The organism is candidate division KSB1 bacterium, assembly GCA_034506335.1.
GTDB lineage: Bacteria > Zhuqueibacterota > Zhuqueibacteria > JANLFK01 > Oleimicrobiaceae > Oleimicrobium.
In genome coordinates this window covers 69,579-94,005 of the sequence record JAPDPR010000005.1, presented here as the reverse complement: position 1 = coordinate 94,005, position 24,427 = coordinate 69,579, and the positions used below count along the sequence as shown (strand labels likewise).

Here is a 24,427-nt window from a genome sequence, read left to right as displayed (position 1 = left end):
TTGCTCAGAAGCCAATACCCAGTCCGACTTTTACCTCGCGCGGAGATGAATAAAAGTCCGGCCGCACCAAGTACTCCTCCAAGGTATTGGGCCCGTGCACCTCGCCGGTGTAGGTGGGAATCAGGGTATAGGTGGCTCGACCCGTGTCGCTGTACACATAGTCCTCGTTTCGGCGGTCAAGCAGATTGTACACGTTGCAGAACAACGACAAGCGCAGCCCGCGCAGGTAAAAGTCGTAATTGGCGCGCAGGTCCAGATTGTACTGGGTAGGCTTGCGCTCGCTGTTCTCGATGGCTGTGCGGATACCGCGGAACATGGGCGTGTAGGGCAAGCCGCTCCCATATTGCCCAATGAGACTTACCGCCCAGCGACGACCATCGCCTATGGTCACGCTGGCGTTGAGCGTGTGGGGCTGGTCCCAGTCGAGGTAGACCATCTGTTTTTCCGGCTCGCGGTTGCTCGCCGCGTCCTGAAAAGCGGCCTCCGGGTCGGAGGCATTCCCTTCCGCCACCGAGTAGGTGTAGTCCAGCGTGGCAGCCACATAGTTACTGGGCCGCTTGGTCAGCGAGAAGGTGATGCCGCGTACGTTGCCATAGTCCCGGTTGATGTACAGGCCGTACATGTCGCCACGGCTGTAGGTCTCGATGATTTTGGTGCCCAGCAGATTGCGCACATCCTTGTAGAACCCCGTGATGTTAATGGCGATGTCATCGGAGAGCTGCTGTTGCAGACCCATCTCATAGCTGGTAGTACGCTGCGGCTCCAGGTTGGCATTGCCCACGTAGGTGCTGAAACCGCTGGTGACCTCAAACTCGGGATTCGCGTACAGGTACGAGTAAGCAGGGATCTGCAGGAAATGGCCATAGGAGAAGTGGATCACACCCCTATCGGTGATGGGATAAGCGATGCCAACTCGTGGACTGATCTGGTACTTCTTGCTCGCCTTCTTGAACCAAGGCATGCTCCCCTTCTGAATTGGCGCACCTGTGGCCGGGTCCACCAGTGTGGCAGTGCCAGGGATAAGCCGTGGGTTCTTGCTCACCACGTCCACCAGACGAATGTCCTTCACCGTCGCCCCAAGCGGTTCACCCGTGTTCGGATTGATGTAGGTGACCGCACCGGAGGCCGGATCGATGCGCACCGGTACCTTCACGCGAATGGTGCCCGACTCAGTGACCGCATCCAGCAGCGCATACTTGTTGGGCAACCACAAGTTCGGGTCCTGCGGGTCGGTGAGGACTCGCCCGTCCGGCTCAAAGAGTTCAAAACGCACCCCCACATTCACGATCATCTCCTTGAGCTCGATCTTGTCCTGGAGGTAGGCTGAAAACTCCTTCGGGTAATTCCGATATCGGTCGTGTGCCGGTGAAGTGATGTCCGGGATCTGTGGCAAATAGTTGGTGCTTTGGTCCAAAAGGATGGTGAAGGTATCCAGGAAGATTTTGTTCCAGCGGTACTCGAACCCTCCCTTCAACTGGTGCGCGCGGTGCACTTGGCTCACAACCTCACCTTTGTACACGTGGGTGGTGGTGTTCCGGTAGTAGTGGTTCATGTTCGTGCCGCCAGAATAGAACATGTAACCACTCGAGGCGCGGAACCGGTTGGGGTGCACATACCCAGGATGGTCAGGGTCTTGATACTTCTGCAGTGGGTTCTTGTAGACGTAGCTCTTGTAGTCGTTGAAAAAGTTCGAATACTTGAGGCTGTAGAATGTAGTAGGCGAAAGCGTGTGGGTCCAGGTCAGGATCTGACTGTAGCTCCAGGTGTAGTTTGTCGGCCGCCCATCAGGATTGAGCTTGTACGCGTGGCTGTAGGTCTGGTAAGTGATGTCGTCGCCAATTAGGTTATAGGTCAGCTTCATGGACGGCCGCAAGGTATAGGCCAGTTTGATCTGCCCCGATAGCTTCTCGTACGGGTTCATGGCCACGGGCTTGTTGTCGCCCGTTTGCTCTATGTGCCACTTGCTGGGGTCGGGATTGCTAAAGTCGTTGGAATCCGCCGGCATGTAGCGCCGGATTCCGTAGAGGTAACCGTCACTGTCGTAGTAACGACCGCTCAGGAAAAAGGTTGCCTTGCCACGTAGACCGGGGATGGGGCCACTGAGTGTGGCGCGGGCATCGACAATGGCCAGCGGGTCCACATCATCGATGTGGTAGAAGATGGATGTGTCGCGACTCACATAGTCGCCCAGGTACACGGAAGCCTCGCCGCTGTAGTGACTCGCACCCTCCTTGGTGACGATATTCACCACCCCGGACATGGCCTGTCCGTACTCCGCGTTGAAGGTGCCACTCACCAGCTCCAGCTCCTGGATGGCGTTGTTTTCCACCGACACAGCCATGCTGGAGTTGAACCCGTCGGTGACCGAAATGCCGTCCACCAGGTACGCCACTTCGCCGGCGCGGCCGCCGCGGATGTGGATTTCACCTCCGCTACCACGGACCACCCCGGCCTGCAACTCCAGGACCTGGAAAAAGTTGTCCACCGGCATCTGCTGGATCTGCTCGGCGGCCACCACAGCCCTACTGGAGGTCGCGTCCATCTGGATGAGCGGCCGCTCTGCGGTAACAGTCACGGTCTCGCCCAGAAGCACGGTAGCCTCAAGCTGGGCATTGACCTCGGTGGTATGGTCCACGCTCACCCGGACTTCTACCAGACGCATACTCTTGTACCCCATCATGGTCATCTGCACCACATAGGTGCCCGGGGGCACATTGAGGATCACGTAGCGGCCCTGCGCATCGGTGGCCGCGCCCATCGTGGTCCCTTCCAATACTACGTTTACACCGGGAAGGGGCTCGTTGGTCTGGGCGTCGGTCACCCTACCGGCGATCTTGCCGGTGGTGCCGGCCACCAGCGTACCAGCACAAGCCCCAAGTACGGCAAGAAGCATTGCAAGTTTTCGCGTCATCCCTGTTAGCCTCCTCATCCGTCTAACCTTGAAACACACCAATGGATTACCTGTTGTGACCTCTGTCTGTCAAAAGCTCACCACGATCGAATAACGATGGACGCCTGTGAGTCGGCCAAAGTCTGCATAGGCATAGTCCACTGCGAGGCTTGCGGCACCGGGGAATGTCCAGCGTACCCCGCCGCCCACGGTCAGCCCGCCTTCCATTTCATCCATCCCCGCGCCTCGATAGCCGGCGCGCACGAAGACAAGCTCCTTGAGCGCGTACTCAAAGCCGGCGTTCACGTACTCGAGGTTGTCGTTGGGATGCACCGCGTCGGCGGCCAAGGTCAGGCGGTTGAAGCCGCTCTGCAACACGTCCAGGCTAATGCCTATCTTCAGGCTGAGCGGCAGGTCCCAGCGATTTACTTCCAGCGCCGCCCTGATTTGGTCGTTGTTCCCCTCGATGGTTCGGTCCGGGTCTACGTAGAGCAAATTGGCCCTGCCTTCCATCCTCGACTTGGTGCCAAAGTTGGACATGCAGACGCCAATCTTGAGGTCGCGGAACTTGCTGCGGAAGAAGGTGCCGATATCGAGGGCCACGGCACTGGAGGACATGCTCCAGATGTTCTGTCGAATAAACTTGCCATTGAAGCCGATGGCAAAACGGTCTGTGAGGGAGCGGGCATAGGACAGGCCCAGCGCCAGGTCATTGGCACCAAAAAGCTCCCCTGTCCCTTCCGGCTCAAACACGGTGCGGACTTTGTCGTCGGGCACGGCCAGCGAGGTCACGAACATGCCAATAGTACCGGCGTTGCCCAGTGGTACCGCCACCGCGGCAAAGTCATAGCTGATGTCGGCTAGCCACTCCACATGCATGAAGGTGGCCTGATTCCCCTTTAGTTGTGTCAGCCCAGCGGGGTTCCAGTAGATGGCGTTTACGTCGTTTGCCGTAGCCACAAAGGCTTCGCCCATGGCAGTGGCGCGCGCGCCGACGCCGATTTTCAGAAATTGCGCGCAGGTGGTGCCCGCCTTGGTCACCTGCGCAGTCACCGCCATAGGCCAGGCACTTGCTATGGCAACCAGGAGCGCTACACACGATGACTTCTTCATATCAGCCCTCCACGGAGAAAGGACCGTTCGTAGGTGCCCGTGACCTACTTAATGACGGCCAGGCGGCCGATCTTCTGCCCCCAGCCGGGTGCCTCCACGTGGTAAATGTAGATGCCGGAGGCAATATCCAGTCCGTCCTTAGACAAAAGGTTCCAACTCTCGGAGCCGTCGAACACCGTGCTGTGGTGCTCGATGGTGGCCACGTGCTCGCCGACTACGGTGTAGATGCGAATGGTGCACTCTTGCGGCAGGTGGATAAAGTCCACCCTGCGTTCACCCCGTCCCACAGAGAAGACTTCGGGCGGCGGCACTTCAAAGCTGGAGGCCGACACATAGGGGTTAGGCACTACTGCGATCATGTCCAGCAGCCTCTTCTTGGCATCCGCCTCTTTTGGAATCTCGATGTGCGCCGGTTGTCCCTGGATGACGTAGCGGTCGATGCTTTCCAACGGCTTGGCGATGAACAAACGGATCACCGACCCTGGGGGCGGCGTATTGTAGCTGGACGGTTGGCTTGGCCGGAGGAAAGTGACCTCCCAGGTGCCTTTGAGTGTGGTCCCGTCACGCATTAATGCCACTATGCGGTCGCCTACCGTCGGCGACTTGCTGTTGTCGTTATCATAGAAGACCATGTCCATCTTTTTCCCTTCGCTGGCATTCCACACCTCAAAGGTCACCGGCTGCGGGTTGATGAACATGGAAGTGTCGCGTATGGTGTCGAAAAAGCGGATCTCGATGTCTCTGGGCAGCTTCTTGCCGCCGGCGAACTCGGCCGCGCGCAGGTCAAAAACCGCCGGTCCGGAGGTCCATCGTGCCGAGTCGATGGCTACCACTCGCACGTCCTTGATCTGTGCCTCGTAGGGCCCAAAGCGGAACAGACCATTCCAGATGGATTCGATGTCCCCGACCGTGATCTGCGGCACCACCACATCGCCTGCTGCCGTGTGCACGCTGACGCGCGTGGGCTGATTTGTCGCCGCAGCAAAACCGACGACATAGGTGGTGGTGTCCACCATACCTCGGTCTAGCACTCTTACGTTGAAGGTGGCCGTGCTGTAACCAGCAGCGTGACGCAGAGTACATGAGGCGTCCACCAGACCGGCAGCCGGGGCAGTGGGCACAGCCGCCTTCACATTCGGCCCGTCTACGATGCGCGGGCATTCCAGCGGCGGCACATTGCCCTCCACGCTGCCCCGATCATACGCCGTCACCGCGTAGTAGTAGGTGAGGCCGTTGACCAGGCCGGTGTCGGTGTATGAGTGGACCAAACCGGTGTTCTTCCCAAGATAGAAGTGAAGACCGCTCTCGAACTCCACCGGGTGCGTCCCCTCGACATTGTTTATCAAGTCGTACTGTGCCAAGGGCACGAATGCCACCTGCACGCCCCGGTTGTTGGTGATCGGGTCTCCCCATTTGATCCTGTCGTTGCTTCGATAGATCTTGTAGCCCTCAAAGTCGGTGCCGAACACCGGATCCACAGACTTTTCCGCGGTGTCATCCCAGTAGATGGTCACACGGCGGTCGCCCGGCACGACCCATACGTTCGGCGGGTCAGGTGGCTTGGTGAACTGGAAATTGAGTTTGTAGATCCAGTCGGCCACGGCAGCATTTGCCAAAAGGTCTTCCTTGTTCTGCCCCAGGAGGATGGCAATCGACATCCGTTCGGTCTGTCCTGGCTTAAGGGAGAAGTAGCCGGAGCCGAAGATGAAGATGTTGTCCTGGTTCTGCTGGATGCCCGTGGGGTTGAAGGTGCCCGGGGTCATGCGCTGCCACATCTTGTCATCCATCGAGGCGGTCTCAGTGGCGTAGACTGGGGCGGCGAAGCTAGTCAGACCCAACTGGTCGCTCTCATCGGGGTCCAGATGTTCAAAGTCGGGTTCACCGGGGTCGGGTCGCCCGTTTCCCTCGGTGCCATCGGGATCCGGACCAGGGTAGGCTGGATGCCACCACCCCAGGCCGTCAGAACCCACGTCATCGGATTTGCCGTCCAGGTCGCCCAGGTCGTCGATGCGACCGTCGTGGTCGTCGTCGATGCCATTCCACCAATTCGTCTCGGGTACATCAGCCTTGGCCTGCTCATCGGTGGCCTGCCAGTCACCGTCATCGTCGATTCTGTTGCGCTGGGACTCGTCCACAAAGCCGTCCCTGTCGTTGTCGATGCCGTCGGTATCCACCCCCGGGCTTTCTAGGAACTTGAAGCCCAGCATACCCAGCTCCGACCACGGGATGCCAAAGTCGTTGCTGGAACCGGGATTGTCCCAGGAGTAGACCATGTTCCGCACGCGATGCGTCTCCCCAGTGAAGCTGTCTTTGCCCTCCGTGTCGATGAACCCGGCCCAGTCGTCGGAAAAGTCGCCCGCCCCACCGATGTGCGGGTCACCGATCATGCCCACCACGACCTTGTCCAGCGTCTTATCGCTGACGTTAGTGATTTCGAACTGGAAGAAGATAATGTCCTCGGCCACCGAGGCGGCGTACTGATAGCCGCGCGCGGTTACCTGAATCCCCAGTCCCCGGCGCGTCGGGTCGCTAACAAACGGGTAGTACTCAAACTCGGCATTCCAGCGGTCATCCATTACGTAGTAGCTTTCCAGGTCGGCAATGATGATGTTATTGCCGTATTGGCCTGGCCACATGAGCTTGCCATTCGCGTCTTTGGGGAAGAGCTCGCCCCAGGTCTCGGGTCGGTTGCTCATGGCGATGCCGCCCTTGTCGCGTTGGGCCTTGGGCCAGGTGGCGTAAACCTCTGGGGAGACGCTGTAGCCGGGCAGGGGCTCCCAGCCCCAGGCATTGATGCCGCCGGTGATGTCGTCGTCGCCGCCGTCCAACATGCCGTCGCTGAAAATCTGCACCGTGGCACCCTTGGCGTCCACTACCTCTGCCCCAACGAGAAGCCCAAACTCGTAGCCATACCCCCGGCCGCTGTAAATAGGCCATTCGACTGACGGCTCGGTGTTCGGGGCTCCTACAGAGCCATAATTGTAGAACAGCGTCCGCACTTTGTTGCCGTCATGGAGGCCGAACATGCGCTCATGGTGCGAGGTGGGCTTGGCCAGCGCTGCGGCTCGTGTCCGTTCCTCCTGCCATTGCCGAAACTCCTCTTTGCTCCAGTATTTCATGGGCTTGGCCCGCGACTGCCCGCTTGGCTGCTGCGCCATCGCCACCATGGCCAGAAGAAGTATCACCCCTACGACGAGTTGTGCGTGTGCTTTCCTCATAGTCACTCCCGCCTTTTGCAGGATTTGGCCGACAGCCTCTAAAACTCCATCGCAACGCCCATGAACAGCTCGCGCGGCTTGGAGTACCAGTGGGGCCGGTTTTCCCACGCGTCGGTCATCACGCCTCCGTAGCGTGCCAACCCGTACCCGGTACGTCCGGTGCTGTCCCACACGATATTCTCATTCTTCCGGTCCAGGAGATTGTAGGCCTTCACATAAAGCGTGAGGTACAGCCGCGTGGCGCTCACGCGCAACGGGAAGGTCTTGTAAGCATGGAGGTCAAACTTAACGATGGGGATCTTGCGGCCACTGTTTTCGGTGGCCACGCGCACGATCTCGTTTGCCCCCTTGGGCGTGTAGGGGTAGCCGCTCTCAAACCTTCCGATCACATTCACCCCCCAGTTGCGCGGCCTGGCAATGTTGCCGTTGATGCGCAAGGTGTGCGGCTGATCCCAATCCAGGTAGACCACCTGCTTCAGCGGCTCGATAGACAGCCGATAGTCGCGGCGCGTGCGCGTAGGGTCGGACTCGTTCCCCTCCGCCACCTGGTAGGTGTAATCCACCGAGGCGGAGAAAAAGTTGGAGAAGCGCTTGTCCAGCGTCAGCGTCACGCCCTTGACATGACCAAAGTCACGGTTGATGTAGAAAGCGTAGGCGTCGCCGCTGGCGAAACGATAGATGCGCTGACCAAGGAGGTTGCGAATATCGCGGAAATAGGCTTTCACGTAGACGGCCACGTCTTCGGCGAGCTGCTGCTCAAAGCCGAGCTCGTAGCTCACGGTCTTTTGCGGCTTCAAGTCTGCATTGCCGATGTCTGTTTCTATGACGCCCGGCTTGACCTCGAAATCCGGGTTGTGATACAAGCGGAAATAAGGCGGAATCTGAAAGAAATGGCCGTAAGAGAAGAAGAGCTTGCCTTTGTCGGTGATGGGATGTGCCAGTGAAAACCGCGGACTAAGCTGGGTCTTGACCGATGCCGGCTTGAGGATGGGCTGACCCTGGACCTCCCAGCCGGCGAGGTAGTCAGCCGCCGGGTCAAAGTAGTCAAAGCGCAGCCCCACGTTCAGCACCATGTCCGCCAGCTCGATCTTGTCCTGCACATAGGCTGCAAGCTCTAAGGGGAAGTGGTGGTACTTGTTATTGAACCGACCGGCAGCGTCGATAATGTCGCCGCGGATGCCGTTGCCGTTGTCGTCGCCGGCGTCAGTCCACGCGCCGTCTAAGTTGATATCGGTGAACGGCTCGCCAGGGGTGTACACCCCATCACCGTTTTGGTCCACAAATGGCTCGGCGCGTTGATCCACCAGCACATCGTAGTCGTGCTGATAAAGGTCGTGGCGCCTCACTTCCAAGCCGGCTTTCACTTCGTGGGCACTTCCCAGCTGAGCGGTGAGATCAAACTTGCCGGAGAGAGTGATGGCGTTTTGCACCAGGCGGCTGTTCACCGTGCCGCCGGTGTAGAATTCGTAGTTGGAGTCCTCTTTGTAATAGCCGCTCCACACGTAGCGGGGGTCCCTGGGGTCTTCGTAGGCGTAGTACCAGTAGCGATTCCAGAAGTAAGAGCCTACCACCGTGTAAAAGGTCCTGCTGGAAAGTTGGTGGGTGAGCTTCAAACTGTGGCGTTCGCCTCGTTCAAAGTGCTGCAATTGTCCTTCGACGATGAACTTGCGCGCGTGGTCATAGTTGCGCCAGTGGTCGTGCTGGTAGAGCCCGGTGTATTCCAGCTTAAGACCAGGAGACATAAAGTAGGACAACTTTCCCTGCAAGTTCCTACGCAGCGCCGGATTCATAGCTACGATCTTGCCGTCACCGGTGCGAATGGAATCGGCAAAATCGGTAGGGCTGTGCAGGCGGATGCCGTAGAGGTAACCGTCGTCGTCAAGGTAGCGGCCTGACAGGAAGAACGACAGCTTCCTGCCTGCACCCGGTACAGGGCCACCAAAGCTGAGCTCGAGCTCCTTGGTATTGAGCGGGCGATAGGCGTAATGGTCGCGGATCTGCCGATTGTATTCGATGGCATAGTCGGTCAGAATGTCCCCGCTTTGGAAGGAAAGGGCACCCGTGTAGTTTTGTCTGCCCTCTTTGGTTTGAATGTTGATCACGCCGGAAAGCGCTTGCCCGTACTCGGCGTTGAATGAGCCGCTGATGATGGAAAGCTCTTCGATGGCATTGGTGGCCACTTGGAGACCCAGGGTATTGTCGAACGGGTTGACGTTGGCCACGCCATCGACCAGGTAGACGATTTCGTCGGCGCGGCCACCGCGAATGTGAATGGCGCCGTCACGATCCACCGACACGCCAGCCTTGGTCTCTACCATCTGCTGGAAAGTCTCAATTGGCGCCGAGGCGATTTCATCGGCCGTGACCACCGCTGCGCTGGCCGTGGCATCCCGCTGGATCAGGGGGCGCTCGGCGACCACGGTCACCGTCTGCCCGAGGTCCAGGACGGTGAGCGAGAGCTGGAAGTTCACCTCCGTGGTCAGGTCGGTCTTGACGCGCACGTTCTCCACCACCGAGGTGGTATAACCCATCATGCTGGCGCGCAGCTGGTAGGTCCCTGGCGGCACGTTGAGGATGAAGTAGCGCCCTTGCACATCTGTGGCGGCACCCAATGTCGTGCCCTGTACGACCACATTGACCCCGGGGAGGGGTTCGCCTGTCTGGGTGTCGCGCACGATACCGCTGATCTTACCCGTGGTGCCTGGGTAGGCAAAAGGGAGAGAAGCGAGGAGCACCACTGCTACCACGAGAGCCGTAGTAGTTCTCATGACCCAATCTCCTCTTGATAGTGAGCCGGGGTGGGTTGCGCCCGTCCCACCTCTGCTGTAGATCTGAGCCGCTTTGCCCGGGGGGACCGCCAGGACAAGGCGACCACATACATGAAACGTTTGCAATATACGGAACGGAGGCGTTTTTGTCAAGACAAAAGTGCGCGTGGTAGACCTCGGTTTTTGGTGGGCTAGCTATGGTCTTGTGTCCCACCCCTTTGCGCGGTGCGGCGTGAGCCTTCTCGGCTGAGTGCTAGGATGTCCGCCTCCTCATCTTGAGCACGCTCGCACCCGCCGGTGGTGCACCCCGGCCATGGGACCAAAAGTCCCTTCCTGGGACTGGGAAAAAAAAGCGGAGCCCCCATTGCCAGAGGGCTCCGCTGCAAGCGGGACTAGCCCATTCTCACCGGACTAACGTCATGTGCCGAGTGAGGCTCAGCGACCCCATCTTCACGTGGCACAGGTACAGGCCGCTCGGCAGGCTCTGGCCCGTGTCATCGGTCGCGTCCCACACGACCTCATGGGAACCGGCAGGCATGAGCTTGTTCTCCACCAGCGTGCGCACCAGGCGGCCCATGCTGTCGTAGATCCGCACCGTGACATACTCCGCCCTGGGCATCTCGTAGACAATCGCCGTGGTCGGATTGAAGGGGTTGGGGTGATTCTGGTAGAGCTTAAAGCTCTTGAGCACCTGGGCGCCGGGGATGATCTCGACGGCAGTCACGCCCTTGCCCTCGATGATCATCAGCCAGTCCTGCGTGTCGGGGTCGCCGGTCTCGTGGGCGATCAGAAGCTCGGGCTCTCCGTCACCATCCATATCATGCACAGTGTTGTTCCCGGTTTCCCAGAGGTTCTTGTTGTCGCCAGGGAATGAGACGCAATACACGCGCGCCTCTGCCGTGTCCGGCGGGTACTGGTAGATCATCTCCCAAGTGTAGCTGGTGGAGTCGGCCTTGTCCCCGCTCACATACTCGATGCGGAACACCTTGCCACTCCAGTTGCCGCCCACAAAGATGTCGGTCTTGCCGTCGCCGTCGTAGTCACCGGCTGTCAGGCCACGCGTTCCGTTAGGCGAGGCCATGCCCACCTGGAAGAGATTGTCGGCGCCGATGGTTGCCAAATTGGTGACGTCACCAATAAAGCCGAAGTAGCCGCGGTTGTCGCCGCTCACCACTTCGTTCTTCCCGTCGCCGTCCAGGTCAACATTGACCGTGCCGTGGATGGCTGCCCACACGAGATCGCCTCCCAGGACAGTGTGGTAGGTGTAATTGTCCGGGCCATTGCCCTCGTAGAAGACAAAGAGGTCCTTGGAATAGGACGGAAAGAGTGCCTCCAACTTGCCGTCATTGTCGATGTCGGCGATGGCGGCGTCGTAGATGGAGTTGACGTCGGTGGTGGTGTCCATCACCTCGATCTTGAACTGGGTGAAGGGACCTGCGAACTCGCCCAACAGGGAAAAGATCATAAGGGCATCGTTCTTGGTGGCGCTGCTAAAGTTGCGGAAGGCACAGGCCACCTCGGCCACGCCGTCGCCGTCGATGTCAGCGGCCGCCATACCCGCAGGACGGGTATTCGTCCCCGGTTTGGCTTCGAAATTCCAGGTGGCAGTGGGCGAGTCCCAAGAAGGCAGACCGGAGGGCGATCCCTCGAAGACGTATAGACGCGCAGGGTTACCGTCGGGCGTCGGATACCCCGCACCGTAGGGAATCCCGATGAGCAACTCGTGCCAGCCGTCGCCGTCCATGTCCGTAACACCACAGGTGGGGAAGCTAGCAGCGCCAGTGGCAAGAGAGGTGTCCCGGAATGCCCAAATCAGTTCGTAGGTATCTTTGCCCGTAGCCTCATAGAGGTATACACAGGCACCATCGTCCAGCTCAGCGTAAGGGCCATTGGGTTGCGACTCGTCGGTCAGGACGAAGAACTCCAGCTTCCCGTCGTGGTCAAAGTCATAGGTGGCGTGCACTTCGTCCAGGCACGTCTGATGGTCCGGATCGAACTGGTGAACGCCCAGTTCTTTGTGAAAGCCCTGAGCAATGAACTGTTGCGCCCCCGCCGAGCCCATAAGCAGGAGCATGAAGCATCCCACCATTGCCGCGATAGTAGATGTTTTTTTCATCGTGCTACCTCCTCGCTACTTGGTACCGAACAGCAGCCCGCCACTCAACTGTAAGCCTGCGCTCTGGCTATCACCTCCTTCGCACAATATTCCCGCCTTCTATCTTTGACCTATTCAGGGAACAAGATAACGAAATCCTGCATATTTGTCAAGAATAAAATTCAAGGCCACAGAAAAATTCCCGCTCACTGCCACGTGTCCGCCCCGTGGGGGGGCGACTCGCCTAGCTGACCGCACCTCCCTCGCCCCCAGCTTTTTCTTCGCGGTTCTGGGGATCGTGATTGTCAATATGAAGGCCCCTCGTAGGCCTTTTGCACTGGCAGATTTCCGTGCAACTTGGTCGTTTTCTATCCAGCAAATCTCACAGATTCGTCACAGTTGTTGCAGTGGTGCAAGGTTCTACCGGCACAGGGTCTTTGCCCAGACTTTACATTCTCCTAACACGCAGAAAACCAATCGCGTAGCAGACAGAAAGCGGAGCCTTCTTCGCTACTCGATTTCATGGGCGACAGACTGGCCGTCGCCCTGGCACGCGAGTTGCGCACCAGGTTGCGAACACGTTCAAAGTAAGACGACTGTTTGCGGTACATGGAATCGCAGTACCAGGAGGAAGTGAGCTATGAGGACGCGGAGCGTGTTATTCTACGACCCCGCGAACGGCAAACCGAGTTCCTTTGGGAGTGAGTTCAGCGCAGCAGGGTATCGGTGCCACTACGCCACTACGCGCACCGCGGCGATGCAAATCGTCGAAGAGCACCGACCTGACGCGGTGGTGGTCTTCATCGACCACTGCGGGGAGGACGGTTATGCATTCTGCCGCCTGGTCAGACACCAACTCAACCTGCGGCGAGTGGCCCTGATCATGGTGTCGTCCCAGTGTGGCGAGGAGGACATCATCCGTGGCTATGAGGCCGGCGCCGACGAGTATGTGAGTAGCCTGAAGGGGCCCAGGGAGCTGGTGGCTCGGGTGGGTGCGGTCATCCGCCGCATCTCCGACTTTGACGCGGCTAAGATCAAGGTCAAGGACATCGAAATCGACTTGGACCAACAGCAGGTGCGAAAATCGGGCAAGCCCCTGGACCTCACTTACATTCAGTTCAAGCTTCTGTACCTATTGGCCTCACGGCGGGACAAGACCTTTTCGCGGGAAGAGATTCTCAATCGCGTGTGGGGCAGAAACGTGTGCGTGACTACGCGCACCGTGGACGTGCATGTGAAGCGCCTGCGGGAAAAATTGGGGGAACGAAAATATCCCTCTCGCTACATCGAAACCGTTCACGGCACTGGCTACCGCTTTATGCAGTAACCGTGCTTTTCCTCCCTCCAAAGAACCCCTGGCATCGTGCCAGGGGTTCTCCTTTTTCAGCCATCTTTGCTCGCGAGTTGGCTACCGAAGCAGGTATCTGAAAGTGATAATGCCGGTCACCTCATTTTGCGGCGCATGAGGGGGCAGAGGGTTAAAGCGCCATTGGCGAAGGGCTTCCAAAGTGAGGCGTTCCAGGGTCGCATCGCCTTTGAGCAGCGGCACCATTCCCCCTACAGTTCCGTCAGGAAGGACCACAAAGCGCACCCTGACCACCGCCTCCCGCTGCAGACCCGGTGGGTACTCCGGGATGACCTTGTAGAGGATCTTGCGCTGCGCCGCCTCGCCCTCGATCCTAAAGCTCTCCTGCGCACCGGCACTCGGGCCCGTCAAGGTAGGTGGGGTTTCCTTCTGCCCCACGCCGGCATTGCTCGGCGCACTTGCCTTGCCCTCTTGTCCTGTGCTGATTGTGTGCAGCCCACGCTCCTGGAGGCCAGGGGCAGGGACCTCCAGCTGGGGCATGGTTTGGGCTACATCGACCTTCTCCCCGCTCCTGGGGAGTTGTTCTGCAGGCTCGCGTTCGAGCATGCGGCGTGGTGGTAGTGTCACGGTCTCCTGTTGCGCTGGTTGCTGCTGGGTCGTTTGCTGCGGTGGCGGCGCCTGGCGACCTACTGGCGCCACAGCGGGACCTGCTGGGGGCGGTAGTACGCCGCGCTCCCCGGAAATGAAGGTGACCTCTGCGAACTCCGGAGGGAAAAACTCAATCTGCAGGGTCACCGATGCCAGGAGCAGGAAGACAAGGGCGTGCAGCAGGAGTGAGAGCACCGCGCTCCGACCCATTTCCCCCCGCAAGAACTGGCTTGTGCGTACGGCAATGTTCATCTCATATCCCCGGTTGCGTGGCGATCACGAATTGCTCCCCGCCGGCCAACTTGGCTATGTCCACAATCTGTATGGTACGCTCCAGCGTCAGGTCCTTGTCGGCACGGATGACCACCACGCGGTTGGGCCTCTCGTCAAGGAGCCTCTTCAGCTCTGCGCCCAACTCGGCCAGTGATACCTGGCGGGTGTTGAGAAAAATGCGCTCATCGCGCGTCACGGTGAGAAAGATGCGATCGGATTGTTCCGGCTGCCCGCTCACCGCTTTCGGCAGGCGCACCTTGATTCCTGGCTGGACCACGTACGAGGAGGACAGGAGGAAGAAGATGAGCAAAAGCAGCACGATGTCGGTCAGCGAAATGGCCGAAAAGAGCACCATCGGCTTACGCGTCGTGCGAAAGTCCATCGGTGGCCTCCTTTGGCTGCAGAAGCAAATCCATTAGCTCTGTTGAGGTTTCTGACATCTCGAACACAAAGCGCTCCACCTTGCCTTGCAGCCAGTTGTAAAAGATCAGGGCGGGAATGCCCACGCTTAGCCCCGCGGCAGTGGTAATCAGCGCCTCCCAGATGCCGCCTGCCAGCACGCTGGCGTCCACGTTGCCCCCGTGCACCTGGACTTGCATGAAGGCGCGGATCATGCCGGTGACCGTTCCAAGGAAGCCCAGAAGAGGCGCAACTGCGGCAATGGTGCCCAGCACTCCCAGGTACTTTTCCAAGAAGTAGATCTCCCGTCTCCCTGCGCTCTCAATCGCCTCCTTGATCTCCTGGCGGGGCCGGTCGATTTTCTCCAGGCCGGCTTTAGTGATACCAGCGATGGGCCCGGGCGTCTTCTTACACAAGGCGAGCGCTCCTTCCACATCCTTTCGCAACAGCAGGTACTTAATCTGCAGGACAAAGGTACTACTCTTCACGCGGATCTTGCGCAGGGCCACCAGCCGCTCGATGAGAATCGCCACGGCAATGATGGAGCAGAGCACGATGGGGATCATCAATACCCCGCCCTTGACTACGATGTCCAAAAGCGTCATGTCACCTCCACCAATCTGTTCAACTCGCTGCTCAACCTCTCTCTCACCAGGACGCAAATCCCCCTGCAAGAATACTCAGGCCCATTTCGCGATACCCCTGCCAGCGCTGGTAGCGGCGGTTGGTAAGGTTCTCACCCTGAAGGAACAAGGAGACTTGTCTGCCCAGGCGATGGGTCACCGTGCAGCCGAAAAGGGCGAACGGCCGAAGCGTGGTCTGTGAAAGCATGTCGGCCGCACGGCTGCTCATAACGTCGCTGCGGAACTCGACTCTGGTACGCCCACCCAGCCGATAGGGAACGCTTACAGCCAAACGGCGATGCGCAAGGTAAGGTACGTCTCCGTCCTGCGGCAACTGCGGCAAGTCGAAGAAATCATCACACAGGACGAATTGCGCGTCGAGGCCCAGCCGACTACTGGGTTCGCCGCGAAGAGTAAGCACGGCCCGGTTGAGCGCAAGAGTTGGCACCACCCCTGCGGTGAACAAACCGGTGGCAGGATCGCGCTGCCAGTACCACTGGTTCTGGAGCCACGAGCGGCTCACCTGGGCCCCTAGGACCAGGCGTGTGGCCAGGCGCCACTCCGCGCCGAGTGCCAGAGCGCACTTTGTAAACACTGGCCTCACTTGCATTCCAGGGTCAAAGTAGGGGTTTTCCTCCCAGCAATCGGACATCTGGCGGTAGTCGTGACCGCGCCGCACCTGCAACGTGAGGCCCACTTCCGGCGCCAGGGGAACCGCCATGCGCCCCACGACAATCAACGCGGTTTTGTGCGTCTGGTGGGAGGAAAACTCCTCCAGCCCCAGCCCGAGGTAAGCACGAGCTTTCTTCATGACTGCCCTGCTCGCGCCAAACTCAACCTTTGCCCATGAATTTCGCACGTCCCTGCCAGAGCCAGGGCTGTAACCTTCGCGCAAGTAGCTGGCTTGACCCGACACGTCGGTGGTGCCCAGGCGCTGGGAGAACCTCAAGGCAGCACGATGCGTTCCGCCGCTAATGCGGCTGAGCTGGGCCTGCAAGGTGTCGTCGCTGCTGCGTAGCGACAAGAAATCGTAGGAGGCGAACAACTGGCCGTGGGCGCCAGATCGAAGGTCTAACTCTGCACCAATGCCCACTGCGGACGTGTGCCGTTCCGCCTTCCTCGGTCTACTGCTGTCCGGGAGGGTGGCGCCTGAGAGACCATAGCCTTTTTGGGACAGGGAAAGATACCCGCGTACCGTGCCGCTAGGTGAGAACTGATAGCCGGAGCGCCCCACAAGGTCAAGCATGGCGTAGTGGCCGTTGATGACGGCGCCGTCGCTCCGACGGAAGGCCATCTCACCGCCGTACGTGAGACGGCGGCGCGCCTGACGGAACAGGGCCTCCACGTCGGTGGTCCAATAGCTTCCGACTCGCGAGCGGAGCAGCAGGGAACGCGGCCCCACCGGTTGACCACCGGGCGCTTCTTCACGGGCAGCCAGTACCGCGGTATCGGCAAGTACTTGCTCCCGGCGCGAAAGCTCTCGCGGTATTGGTGAAGGGGGCGTCACATCAAACTTGCGTCCGTCCAAACGCAGGCTCACATCTCGACCGTATACCAGCACCTCCGGAAGCTCCAATTGGGGGCGTTCTTGTCGCTCCGGTGCCGGCACGCGCACAGAATCTTGAGAAACAAAGGGACGCACCGGCGGCGTCTCCTTTTGTCCCTGGGCGGATGCAGTGACCGAGGCGCTTCCCACCAGCGCCATGCAAACGATCACACGGCCCACAACGGTTAGAAGAACCTTGACTTCCATGGACTGGCTCACCTGCACTCGGTTCCGCACGGCTACCTCCCTCGCAGCTCTTCTATGCGCTCCCTGGCCTTTGCCACGAGAGGGTGATCGGGGTAGGTGTTGAGCAAGTCCTGATAGAGCTTACGTGCCTCACTGTAGCGGGCTTGGGCCTCATAGGCTTGTGCTGCGCCGAACAGCCCGCGTGCGACATACTCCCGTTCCGCCGGGTAGAGATACTTGACTTTCAGAAACTCGGTGGCAGCCTGCAATGGACTCCCCATGCGGAGGTAGATCTCGCCTGTGAGGTATTGCGCCTCTGCGGCTACCGCAGAAGGAGCCGTGCTCGGCACGCCTTGTAGTTCCTGCAAGGCATTGGGGTAACGTTTCAGTTCCAAGTAGGCTCTGGCCAATCCAATCCGGGCATGTGCCTCGCCCTCGGTGCCGGCGAACCGTTTCTTCGCCTCCTCAAACTGCACTTGCGCCGCTTGCAGGTTGCCCGCTTCGAGGTGGCACATCCCTAATTGCGCGGCTGCCTGTGCAGCGAACTGACTCTGGGGGAATGCGCCCAGGAGTTTCTGCAAATAGGGGATGGCCTCGGATGGCCTGTTCTTTTTCCGCAGGTGCTCGGCGGCGCGGAACAAGGCCTCAGGCGCACGGGGGCTCTTTGGATAGTCCTCCCACTGGCGGCGCAAGGCCTCAAGCGCCGCACGCTCATCCCCCTGCTGCAGGTAACACATGCCCACCCAATACCAGCTCTCCTGCGCCTGCTCCGAGGAGGGGAACCGGTCCCGCAATCGCGCGAACTCTGTGGCTGCCGCTGCATAGTTCTTCATGTTGTAGTAGAGCTCGCCCTTTCGGAACTGGATGGCCGCCGCGGCCGCCGGGTCTTTGATCTGCCGCAAATAGAGGTCGGCTATGGCTATGGCCTCCTCGCTCTTGCCTTGCTGCAACAAGGCCCATTGGATCCCGCTCACGGCATCGTCCACAAAACGACTGTTGGGATAGCGTTCGATCAACACTTTGTACTGCGCAATCGCTTCGTCGTAGCGGCCCTGGTTGTAGTACGAGTCGCCCGCGGCATATGCGGCCTCCTCTGCCCAAGGGCTCGTGGGGAATCGCGTACCAACGGCGTGAAAGGAGGCGATGGCCTGCTGATAGTCACCGGCGCGGAACTGGGCGCGGCCGACCATGAACTGGGCCTCCGGCGCAGAAGGGCTCTGCGGCCACTGTCGGACCACGCGGTCGAATGCCGCCACCGCCGCGGCAAAGTCTCCGCTCCGATAGTAACAGTGGCCCACCTGGAGCTGCGCCTCCGCGGCAACATTCTCCTGTGCGCATTGTTCCACCACCCAGGCGTAGCTGCGGATTGCTGACTTGTAGTCCCTGAGGTTGAAATAGGCGTCTCCCTGGCGGAGCTTGGTGTCGCAGCGTAACTTGCCTGGCAGGGCTGCGGCGTGGGCCCGTTCAAACTGCCGGGCGGCCTCTGCATACTGTCCCAATTTGAAAGAAGACCATGCGCTACCATAGAGTGCCTCGGCGGCATGCGGCCCCTGAGGTTGCTCCCGGAGCAGGCGGCTATACAACGCGTTGGCCTGCAAATAGTCTCCGGCAGCGTAGACAGCCTCCGCCTTCCAGAAGAGAGCCTCATAAGCCAGAGGCGTATCCCGCTGGGCCACCAACACGGAATCAAATGCCGCCGCTGCTTGAATGTACCTTCCCGCGCGATGGTGCACCCAGCCAATGCGCAGCTGCGTCCGCGCGCGGAGATCCACACTTGCCGCAGAAGCGAGCGCGTCCTGATAGGCGCGCAGGGCATTGTCCAGCAGCCCTTCGGCCAGGTAGCATTCGCCAATCATGTAGGAGGCTTCGGGGGCCACATCGGATTGGGGATATGAGCTTCGGACCCGTTCGTACTGGGCGCGCGCCTCTGCTACTCGCTTTCCTACGAATGTTATGCCTGCCAGTTCGAATAGCGCTCGCGGTGCATGCTCGCTTTTCGGGTGTCGGTCCGCCACCAAGGCAAAGAGCTCACGTGCGCCTGTCGTGTCCTTCATTGCCAGACGGCATTTGCCGGCCTGGTACGCTGCGGCTGGCACTATGGGGCTCTGCGGGAATTGGGACATGACGCGCCGGAACGCTTCCTCGGCCTGCGTGTAGGCTTGCTGTTCGAAGTGGACCAGGCCCAGGCCGTAGTAGGCGCGGTCGGTGATATCGGCGCCCACGGCAGGGTCCAGCAGCGCGGTAAAGGCGGCAATGGCCTCTCGTCGTCTGCCGAGGCGCGCCAACGCATCCGCCACCGTCAGACGAGCCTGGCCGCTGAGCTTGTGTGCCGGGTGCTCCCTGAGGGCGGCGGAGAGTGCCGAAATGGCCTCTTCGTACTCACCTGCGCCAAAGGCCACAAAGCCGAGGCGATACCTGCTCGTGGCCGCCAGCTCCGAGCGGGGGTAGTCGCGGAGCAGCTTCTGGTAGGCCTTGCGCGCGTTCTCCCATTGGCTCCTTTCCTCCTCAAGCCAGGCGATTGAGTAGAGGGCGTAGGGGGCCAGAGGACTTTCGGGGTCCGCGTTGTAGGTACGACCGTATTGCTCGATGGCCTCCTGGTGGCGTCCCATGCGGTAGAAGGTCTCGCCGAGCCAGTAGCGTCCGTCGGCCGCAAGCCGGTCGCCAGGGAAGCGTTCGATGAAGGTGCGCAGCGTGCGCTCTGCAGCGGGGTAGTCGCCCGCGTGATAGTAGGCTTGGCCCATGCGGAGCGTGCTCTGCGCTGCGAACTGAGGGGGAGCCGATTGCGCGCTGAGCACCGTGTACTCTCTGATGGCCTGGCGGTACTGGCCTCGCATGAAGTAGCACTCGCCCAAGAGAAAGCGCGCTTCCGCAGCTCGCTCGCTTTGAGGATAGGCACGCAGGAACTTCGCCAATTCACCTGCGGCAAGCTCATAAAGACCATCGTTGAATAAACCCTTGGCTACGGCAAAGATCGCCTGTTCCTCAGCAAGGGGGACTTGTGCTAGTACCGGCCATGCCACCCACAGGCATAACAATACCTGCACACCCAGATGAAGAGGCGGTCGCTTTCTACCCTGCCTGTTCATGATCCTCCCGGACGTTCCTCATCTGACGCTGCCACGAGGCACTTTGCAAGGGCTACGCCACTTTTACGCAATCCTCGACCGCGTGTTCCAGTTGCTTGCGGCAAACTCCCCTGGGTGGCGTGAGCTTTCGCAAATATAGACAATTGCCGTCATCGGAGCAAAGGTTTTCGCGCGGGAAACCATTTCCCTTGTCCGGTGTTGGCTGCACAGGTCATAGCTTGTTCTGTCCGGAAGCGATGATTCGCATTGGGGGCGTAGGGGACAGTGAGTGTACGGCCCCTTTCTGAACTAGCCTGGCGCAACCCGGCCAGGGTGGAGAAGGGCCGGCGCCGCCATCAGTCCTAAGGAAGGCCGACCTTGCTACGGAGACTGCTCGCTGAGGCCCTTGCCAGGGGTGAGGCAGCAAATGCTTGCTGGTGACTGGGGCAAGGAAGCTTGCGCAGGGCCAGAGGTCATGACTCCGCGGGTATTGCTCATCGGCCAGGGCTTTTTGTGAGATGTGCTGACCTTGTAACCGCTTCCAGCTTGCGCCTGAAGCTTAGCCGACTTCCGTGAGACAAGTCGTCTGGAGACAGAGGGTTAATGTTGCTCCATAGAGCTGCCCGTGGGCCCGGCAGGGGCTGGAGTTCGTGGAAAGAGGGGGCGTCGGGCACCTCTCCGCTCAATAAGGTCTTGCCACCTGGATGAACAGCCAACCCCCAAGAATCCATTCCGGGGGTGCACTCCCGCTGCGGAGCGCTCTGCATCCGGCCACTTGCCTGGCTCTTTTCCAGGTCCCGGGGAGTACTTTGGTCCTGGGCCTTAGCCTAAGTCCTCGCGTGCCTCGGAGCTTGGCCTGAGGTGCCCCACGCGAAGCTGGCAACCACCTGAGGGGAGGCCTATAGCGGTGAAGGAGTGAGGTTAACGTGGTGGGCTCAAGCGCATATCGGGCAGAGGTCTTGATTGCGTGGAGCGATGTCAACAGATCACTGCCGCCCGGCCGTGCTTGTGGTAGGATGTCGTCAAGGCAGGTCACGTGGGCAGACGAGGGACTCGCACTGTTGCCTTTGGTGGTTGGCTTTGCGCGCCGCCCCAGAGTGTGAAAAGACCTCGCCCGGAATAGGGGCTCGCTGCCCGGCGACCCGCGGCAAAAGTAACTCTCGGACAAAAAAAACTTGACTTTTCCGCCTGGTGTTCTTAAATTGGGTCAGGCTCGGGGGAAGAGCTACGCCATGGGCGGCGAACCTAACTCCCACCCAGTGGACCGCGGGTCGTTCCACTACTGACTTACGGACCTCCCAACTGGTTCAGCCGGGCGGAGGGCGAGGGCCTGAACGCCCGAGGTGAAGAAGCAGTGAGGCCTGCGTTCACAAAGAACCGTGGGGCGATCCTGCGGTGCCTGGTGTCTGGACGGTTAGGGCAGCACAGCAGGCGCGGGGCGTGGCGACTGCTGAGGCAGAGGCCTGAGTGTATGATGCCAAAGGGTATCTTACACCCAGGCCTTTGCTTTTCTGAGCGAAGCCCTCCAGGAGGTGTTGGCGGGCTAACCGGAAGCGGCCATTGAGGATTTGTGGCACCGGAATTGATGGGCTTCGGAATCAAACTGCGAAAAGTGTTGAGGAGGAATTTGCCGATGAAGAGCACATCTAAGAGTCCGCCGCGAAGCTGGCGGAAGACAAGGAATGGACCTGGGGCCATGGGCGCCATGGTTATGGCTTTGGCCACCGCTCTGATCTTGCAGCACGATGCTGCCGCACAGTATCAAGTGGCGCAGAGCGTGGTGGGCAGTGGGGGTGGCGCCATTGGCAACGCCAGCTACCGCATCGTTAGCACGGTGGGTCAGCCGGCCATCGGCGTGCTGAGCGGCGTGAGCCACATCAACGGGGCGGGGTTCTGGTACGCCTCGGGCGGCCTCATCACCAGCGTGGAGCAAGCGGCAGAGACTCTGCCCAAGGAGTACCGGCTGGAGCAGAACTATCCCAATCCCTTCAATCCCGCCACCACCATTTGCTTTGCGCTTCCCAAGCGCTCGGCGGTGAGCTTGGTGCTAGTGGACGTGCTGGGCAGAGAGGTGGCAACCCTGGTGGACAAGGAGCTTGAGCCAGGCGAGTACAAGGTGGTCTTCAATGCCGAGGGACTGTCTACCGGGGTCTACTTCTACCGCCTTCACGCGAAGGATCCTTCGCCTGATTCGGGTGGAGGATTTTCTCAAACAAAGAGGCTCCTGTTGCTGAGGTAACGGGGCCAGAAGTGCGGCGAAAAAAGTTTGACCTTTTTCGGCTGGGAAGCGCAAGCGCGAATGGAGGAGAATGTCATGAGACGGACACTCTTTCTCTGGACACCTTGTGTGGCGTTGGTCGCGATTTCGACGGGGGGAATCGCTTGGGGACAGATTCCCCGGACCGTCAGTTACCAAGGGGTCTTGACCGATGCCACGGGTGCTGTGCTGCCTGACGGCAACTACTATCTTACTTTCAGGCTCTACGATGTGGCCACAGCAGGGAGTGTGCTATGGTGGGAGGGGCAATCGGTCGCGGTGAGCAAGGGAATCTTCAATGTGATTCTCGGCAGTTTCAGCCCCCTAACGCTTCCTTTTGACAGGCCCTATTGGCTTGGGGTGACGGTGGGGGGTGATTCGGAGCTCACTCCAAGGATAGCATTGACAGGTGTTCCATATAGCTTGCGGAGTGCGAACGCTGAGAGAGTCAACGGCATTGCGGCCAGCGCTACACCGACCGCCAACTCGCTCTTTCCCTTAGGGGCGGACGGAAAGTTTCCTGCGACAGTGCTGCCGCCGGGTCTGCCTCCGGGGCCGCATTCAAGCACCCACAACCAGGGCGGGTCAGATGTCATTACCGTGACCAGTGCAATGATCCAGGATGGCACAATCAAGGGTAACGACATCGACACCTCAACGACGATAACTGCCCTCAAGCTCCAAGGTGGTGGAACAACAACGGCGGCTTGTGGGGTGTACGGCTATGGGGAAAACACCTCATCTGGCCTTGCCCGCGGTGGCATATTTGAAACTTCTTTGGAGGGCACGGGCGATCACTACGGTGTGGAGGGGAGAGCGGGTAGTGCCTCGAGCGCCGGTGCGTTTGGCGTCAGGGGCATCGGCCATAACACCTCCTCGGGCCGCGCCTTCGGTGGCTTTTTTCAGACTACTCCAGAGGGCACGGGTATCCACTGCGGTGTGGAGGGGGGAGGGCTTGGTGCCTCAAACGCCTATGTCTTCGGGGTTTACGGCTATGGCAGCAACGTCTCCTCGGGCGAGGCCCACGGTGGCTATTTCGTCACTTCGGAGGAGGGCACGGGTATGCACTATGGTGTAAGGGCGGAAGGGTACGGTGCCTCAACCGGCCGGGTCTGCGGAGTCCACGGCTTCGGCACAAACTACGGCTCGGCACGGGTTTACGGTGGCAGATTTTTGGCTTCTTCAGAGGGCACGGGTGACCACTACGGTGTGGTAGGGGTGGCGTATGGTGCCGCAAGCGCCCCGGTCTACGGGGCCTATGCCTATGGCGAGAACACCTCCTCGGGCGACGTCTACGGTGCCTACTTTACTGCTTTGCCTGCGGGCACCGGCGTGCACTATGGCGTGTATGCTCAAGAGGCCGCCGGCGGCAGCGGTGCTGCGGTATACGCGGCGGGCGATCTCGTTGCCTCCGGTAACAAGAGCGCCGTGTTGAGGACCTCCCGCGGGCACAGGCTCATGAGCGTCATCGAGAGCCCGGAGGTGTGGTTTGAGGACTTTGGCGAGGGACAGCTGGTCAATGGGAGGGCCCACGTGGAACTTGACCCGCTCTTTTTGGAGACGGTAACCATCAATGCTGAGCATCCGATGAAGGTCTTCATCCAGCTCAGGGATGACTGCAGAGGGACTTACGTGAAGACCTCCACCACCGGGTTCGACGTCTTTGAGCTGCAGGGTGGGACGAGCAATGCCTCTTTTTCCTACCGGGTCGTGGCAAAGAGGAAAGGTTATGAGGGGCAACGGCTGGAGGAGACGGCAGTGGGCGAGGAGGACCCCACCCTGTATCCGGAGCTGCGGGAGAACATAGAGAGGATGTTTGAGGAGGAAAGACTGAAGGTGCAGCTGCATCAAGATGGGCTGATGCAGCCGGGGCAATGGTCGCATCCGGAGGGACAAAACAGCCAGGGCGAGGGGCGCCGGTTGGGGCAAGATGAAGTGCGAAAGTCCTCCAGGGAGGAGTGAGACAGGGTAAACTTTCAGGGCCCGTCTCGGTCCGGGGAGCGGGACGGGCCTTTGCAAGAGGAGCTAGTGCTCCATGCT

Annotated in this window: 13 protein-coding genes; 3 read left to right on the top strand and 10 right to left on the bottom strand. The window is 59.9% G+C overall.

The window, feature by feature from the left end; genetic code table 11:
- Positions 1–4: 4 nt before the first annotated feature.
- The 5 genes from ONB25_03265 to ONB25_03245 all read right to left on the bottom strand — a co-directional run bounded on the left by ONB25_03265 (position 5) and on the right by ONB25_03245 (position 12,105).
- A complete protein-coding gene (locus tag ONB25_03265) occupies positions 5–2,911 on the bottom strand; it encodes a TonB-dependent receptor (protein MDZ7391906.1) in 2,907 nt (968 codons plus the stop codon).
- Between the two features lie 69 nt (positions 2,912–2,980).
- Positions 2,981–4,003 (bottom strand): PorV/PorQ family protein, encoded by a 1,023-nt coding sequence (locus ONB25_03260; GenBank protein MDZ7391905.1) that lies wholly within the window; start codon positions 4,001–4,003, stop codon positions 2,981–2,983.
- Positions 4,004–4,047: 44 nt separating this feature from the next.
- Positions 4,048–7,221 carry a hypothetical protein gene (locus ONB25_03255; protein MDZ7391904.1) on the bottom strand — a complete coding sequence of 1,058 codons (3,174 nt, stop codon included), beginning with the start codon at positions 7,219–7,221 and terminating at the stop codon, positions 4,048–4,050.
- Between the two features lie 38 nt (positions 7,222–7,259).
- A complete protein-coding gene (locus ONB25_03250) occupies positions 7,260–9,989 on the bottom strand; it encodes a TonB-dependent receptor (GenBank protein MDZ7391903.1) in 2,730 nt (909 codons plus the stop codon).
- Positions 9,990–10,392: 403 nt separating this feature from the next.
- A complete protein-coding gene (locus tag ONB25_03245) occupies positions 10,393–12,105 on the bottom strand; it encodes an FG-GAP-like repeat-containing protein (protein ID MDZ7391902.1) in 1,713 nt (570 codons plus the stop codon).
- A 619-nt stretch (positions 12,106–12,724) separates the two neighbouring features.
- On the opposite strand from ONB25_03245, the gene ONB25_03240 reads away from it, so the two are divergent.
- Complete coding sequence (locus ONB25_03240; GenBank protein MDZ7391901.1) at positions 12,725–13,411, top strand: response regulator transcription factor; 687 nt, start codon at positions 12,725–12,727, stop codon at positions 13,409–13,411.
- A gap of 81 nt (positions 13,412–13,492) precedes the next feature.
- On the opposite strand, the gene ONB25_03235 is transcribed toward ONB25_03240, so the two are convergent.
- Genes ONB25_03235 through ONB25_03215 form a run of 5 tightly spaced genes read right to left on the bottom strand, consistent with a single transcriptional unit; the run spans position 13,493 to position 20,151 of the window.
- Entirely contained in the window at positions 13,493–14,290 is a 798-nt protein-coding gene (locus tag ONB25_03235) for a TonB family protein (GenBank protein MDZ7391900.1), read from the bottom strand.
- Position 14,291: 1 nt separating this feature from the next.
- A complete protein-coding gene (locus ONB25_03230) occupies positions 14,292–14,693 on the bottom strand; it encodes a biopolymer transporter ExbD (protein MDZ7391899.1) in 402 nt (133 codons plus the stop codon).
- Positions 14,671–15,315, bottom strand: coding sequence for a MotA/TolQ/ExbB proton channel family protein (locus tag ONB25_03225; GenBank protein MDZ7391898.1), 645 nt, complete (start codon positions 15,313–15,315; stop codon positions 14,671–14,673). Before ONB25_03225 ends, ONB25_03230 begins: the two co-directional genes overlap by 23 nt.
- A 43-nt stretch (positions 15,316–15,358) precedes the next feature.
- On the bottom strand, positions 15,359–17,116 hold the full coding sequence (locus ONB25_03220) for a hypothetical protein (protein MDZ7391897.1): 1,758 nt from the start codon (positions 17,114–17,116) through the stop codon (positions 15,359–15,361).
- A 2-nt stretch (positions 17,117–17,118) separates the two neighbouring features.
- On the bottom strand, positions 17,119–20,151 hold the full coding sequence (locus tag ONB25_03215) for a tetratricopeptide repeat protein (GenBank protein ID MDZ7391896.1): 3,033 nt from the start codon (positions 20,149–20,151) through the stop codon (positions 17,119–17,121).
- Between the two features lie 1,612 nt (positions 20,152–21,763).
- On the opposite strand from ONB25_03215, the gene ONB25_03210 reads away from it, so the two are divergent.
- Both ONB25_03210 and ONB25_03205 read left to right on the top strand, forming a co-directional pair.
- Positions 21,764–22,369: a T9SS type A sorting domain-containing protein gene (locus tag ONB25_03210; protein ID MDZ7391895.1), complete on the top strand. Its 606-nt coding sequence runs from the start codon at positions 21,764–21,766 to the stop codon at positions 22,367–22,369.
- Between the two features lie 75 nt (positions 22,370–22,444).
- A complete protein-coding gene (locus ONB25_03205; GenBank protein MDZ7391894.1) occupies positions 22,445–24,349 on the top strand; it encodes a hypothetical protein in 1,905 nt (634 codons plus the stop codon).
- Positions 24,350–24,427 lie beyond the last annotated feature (78 nt).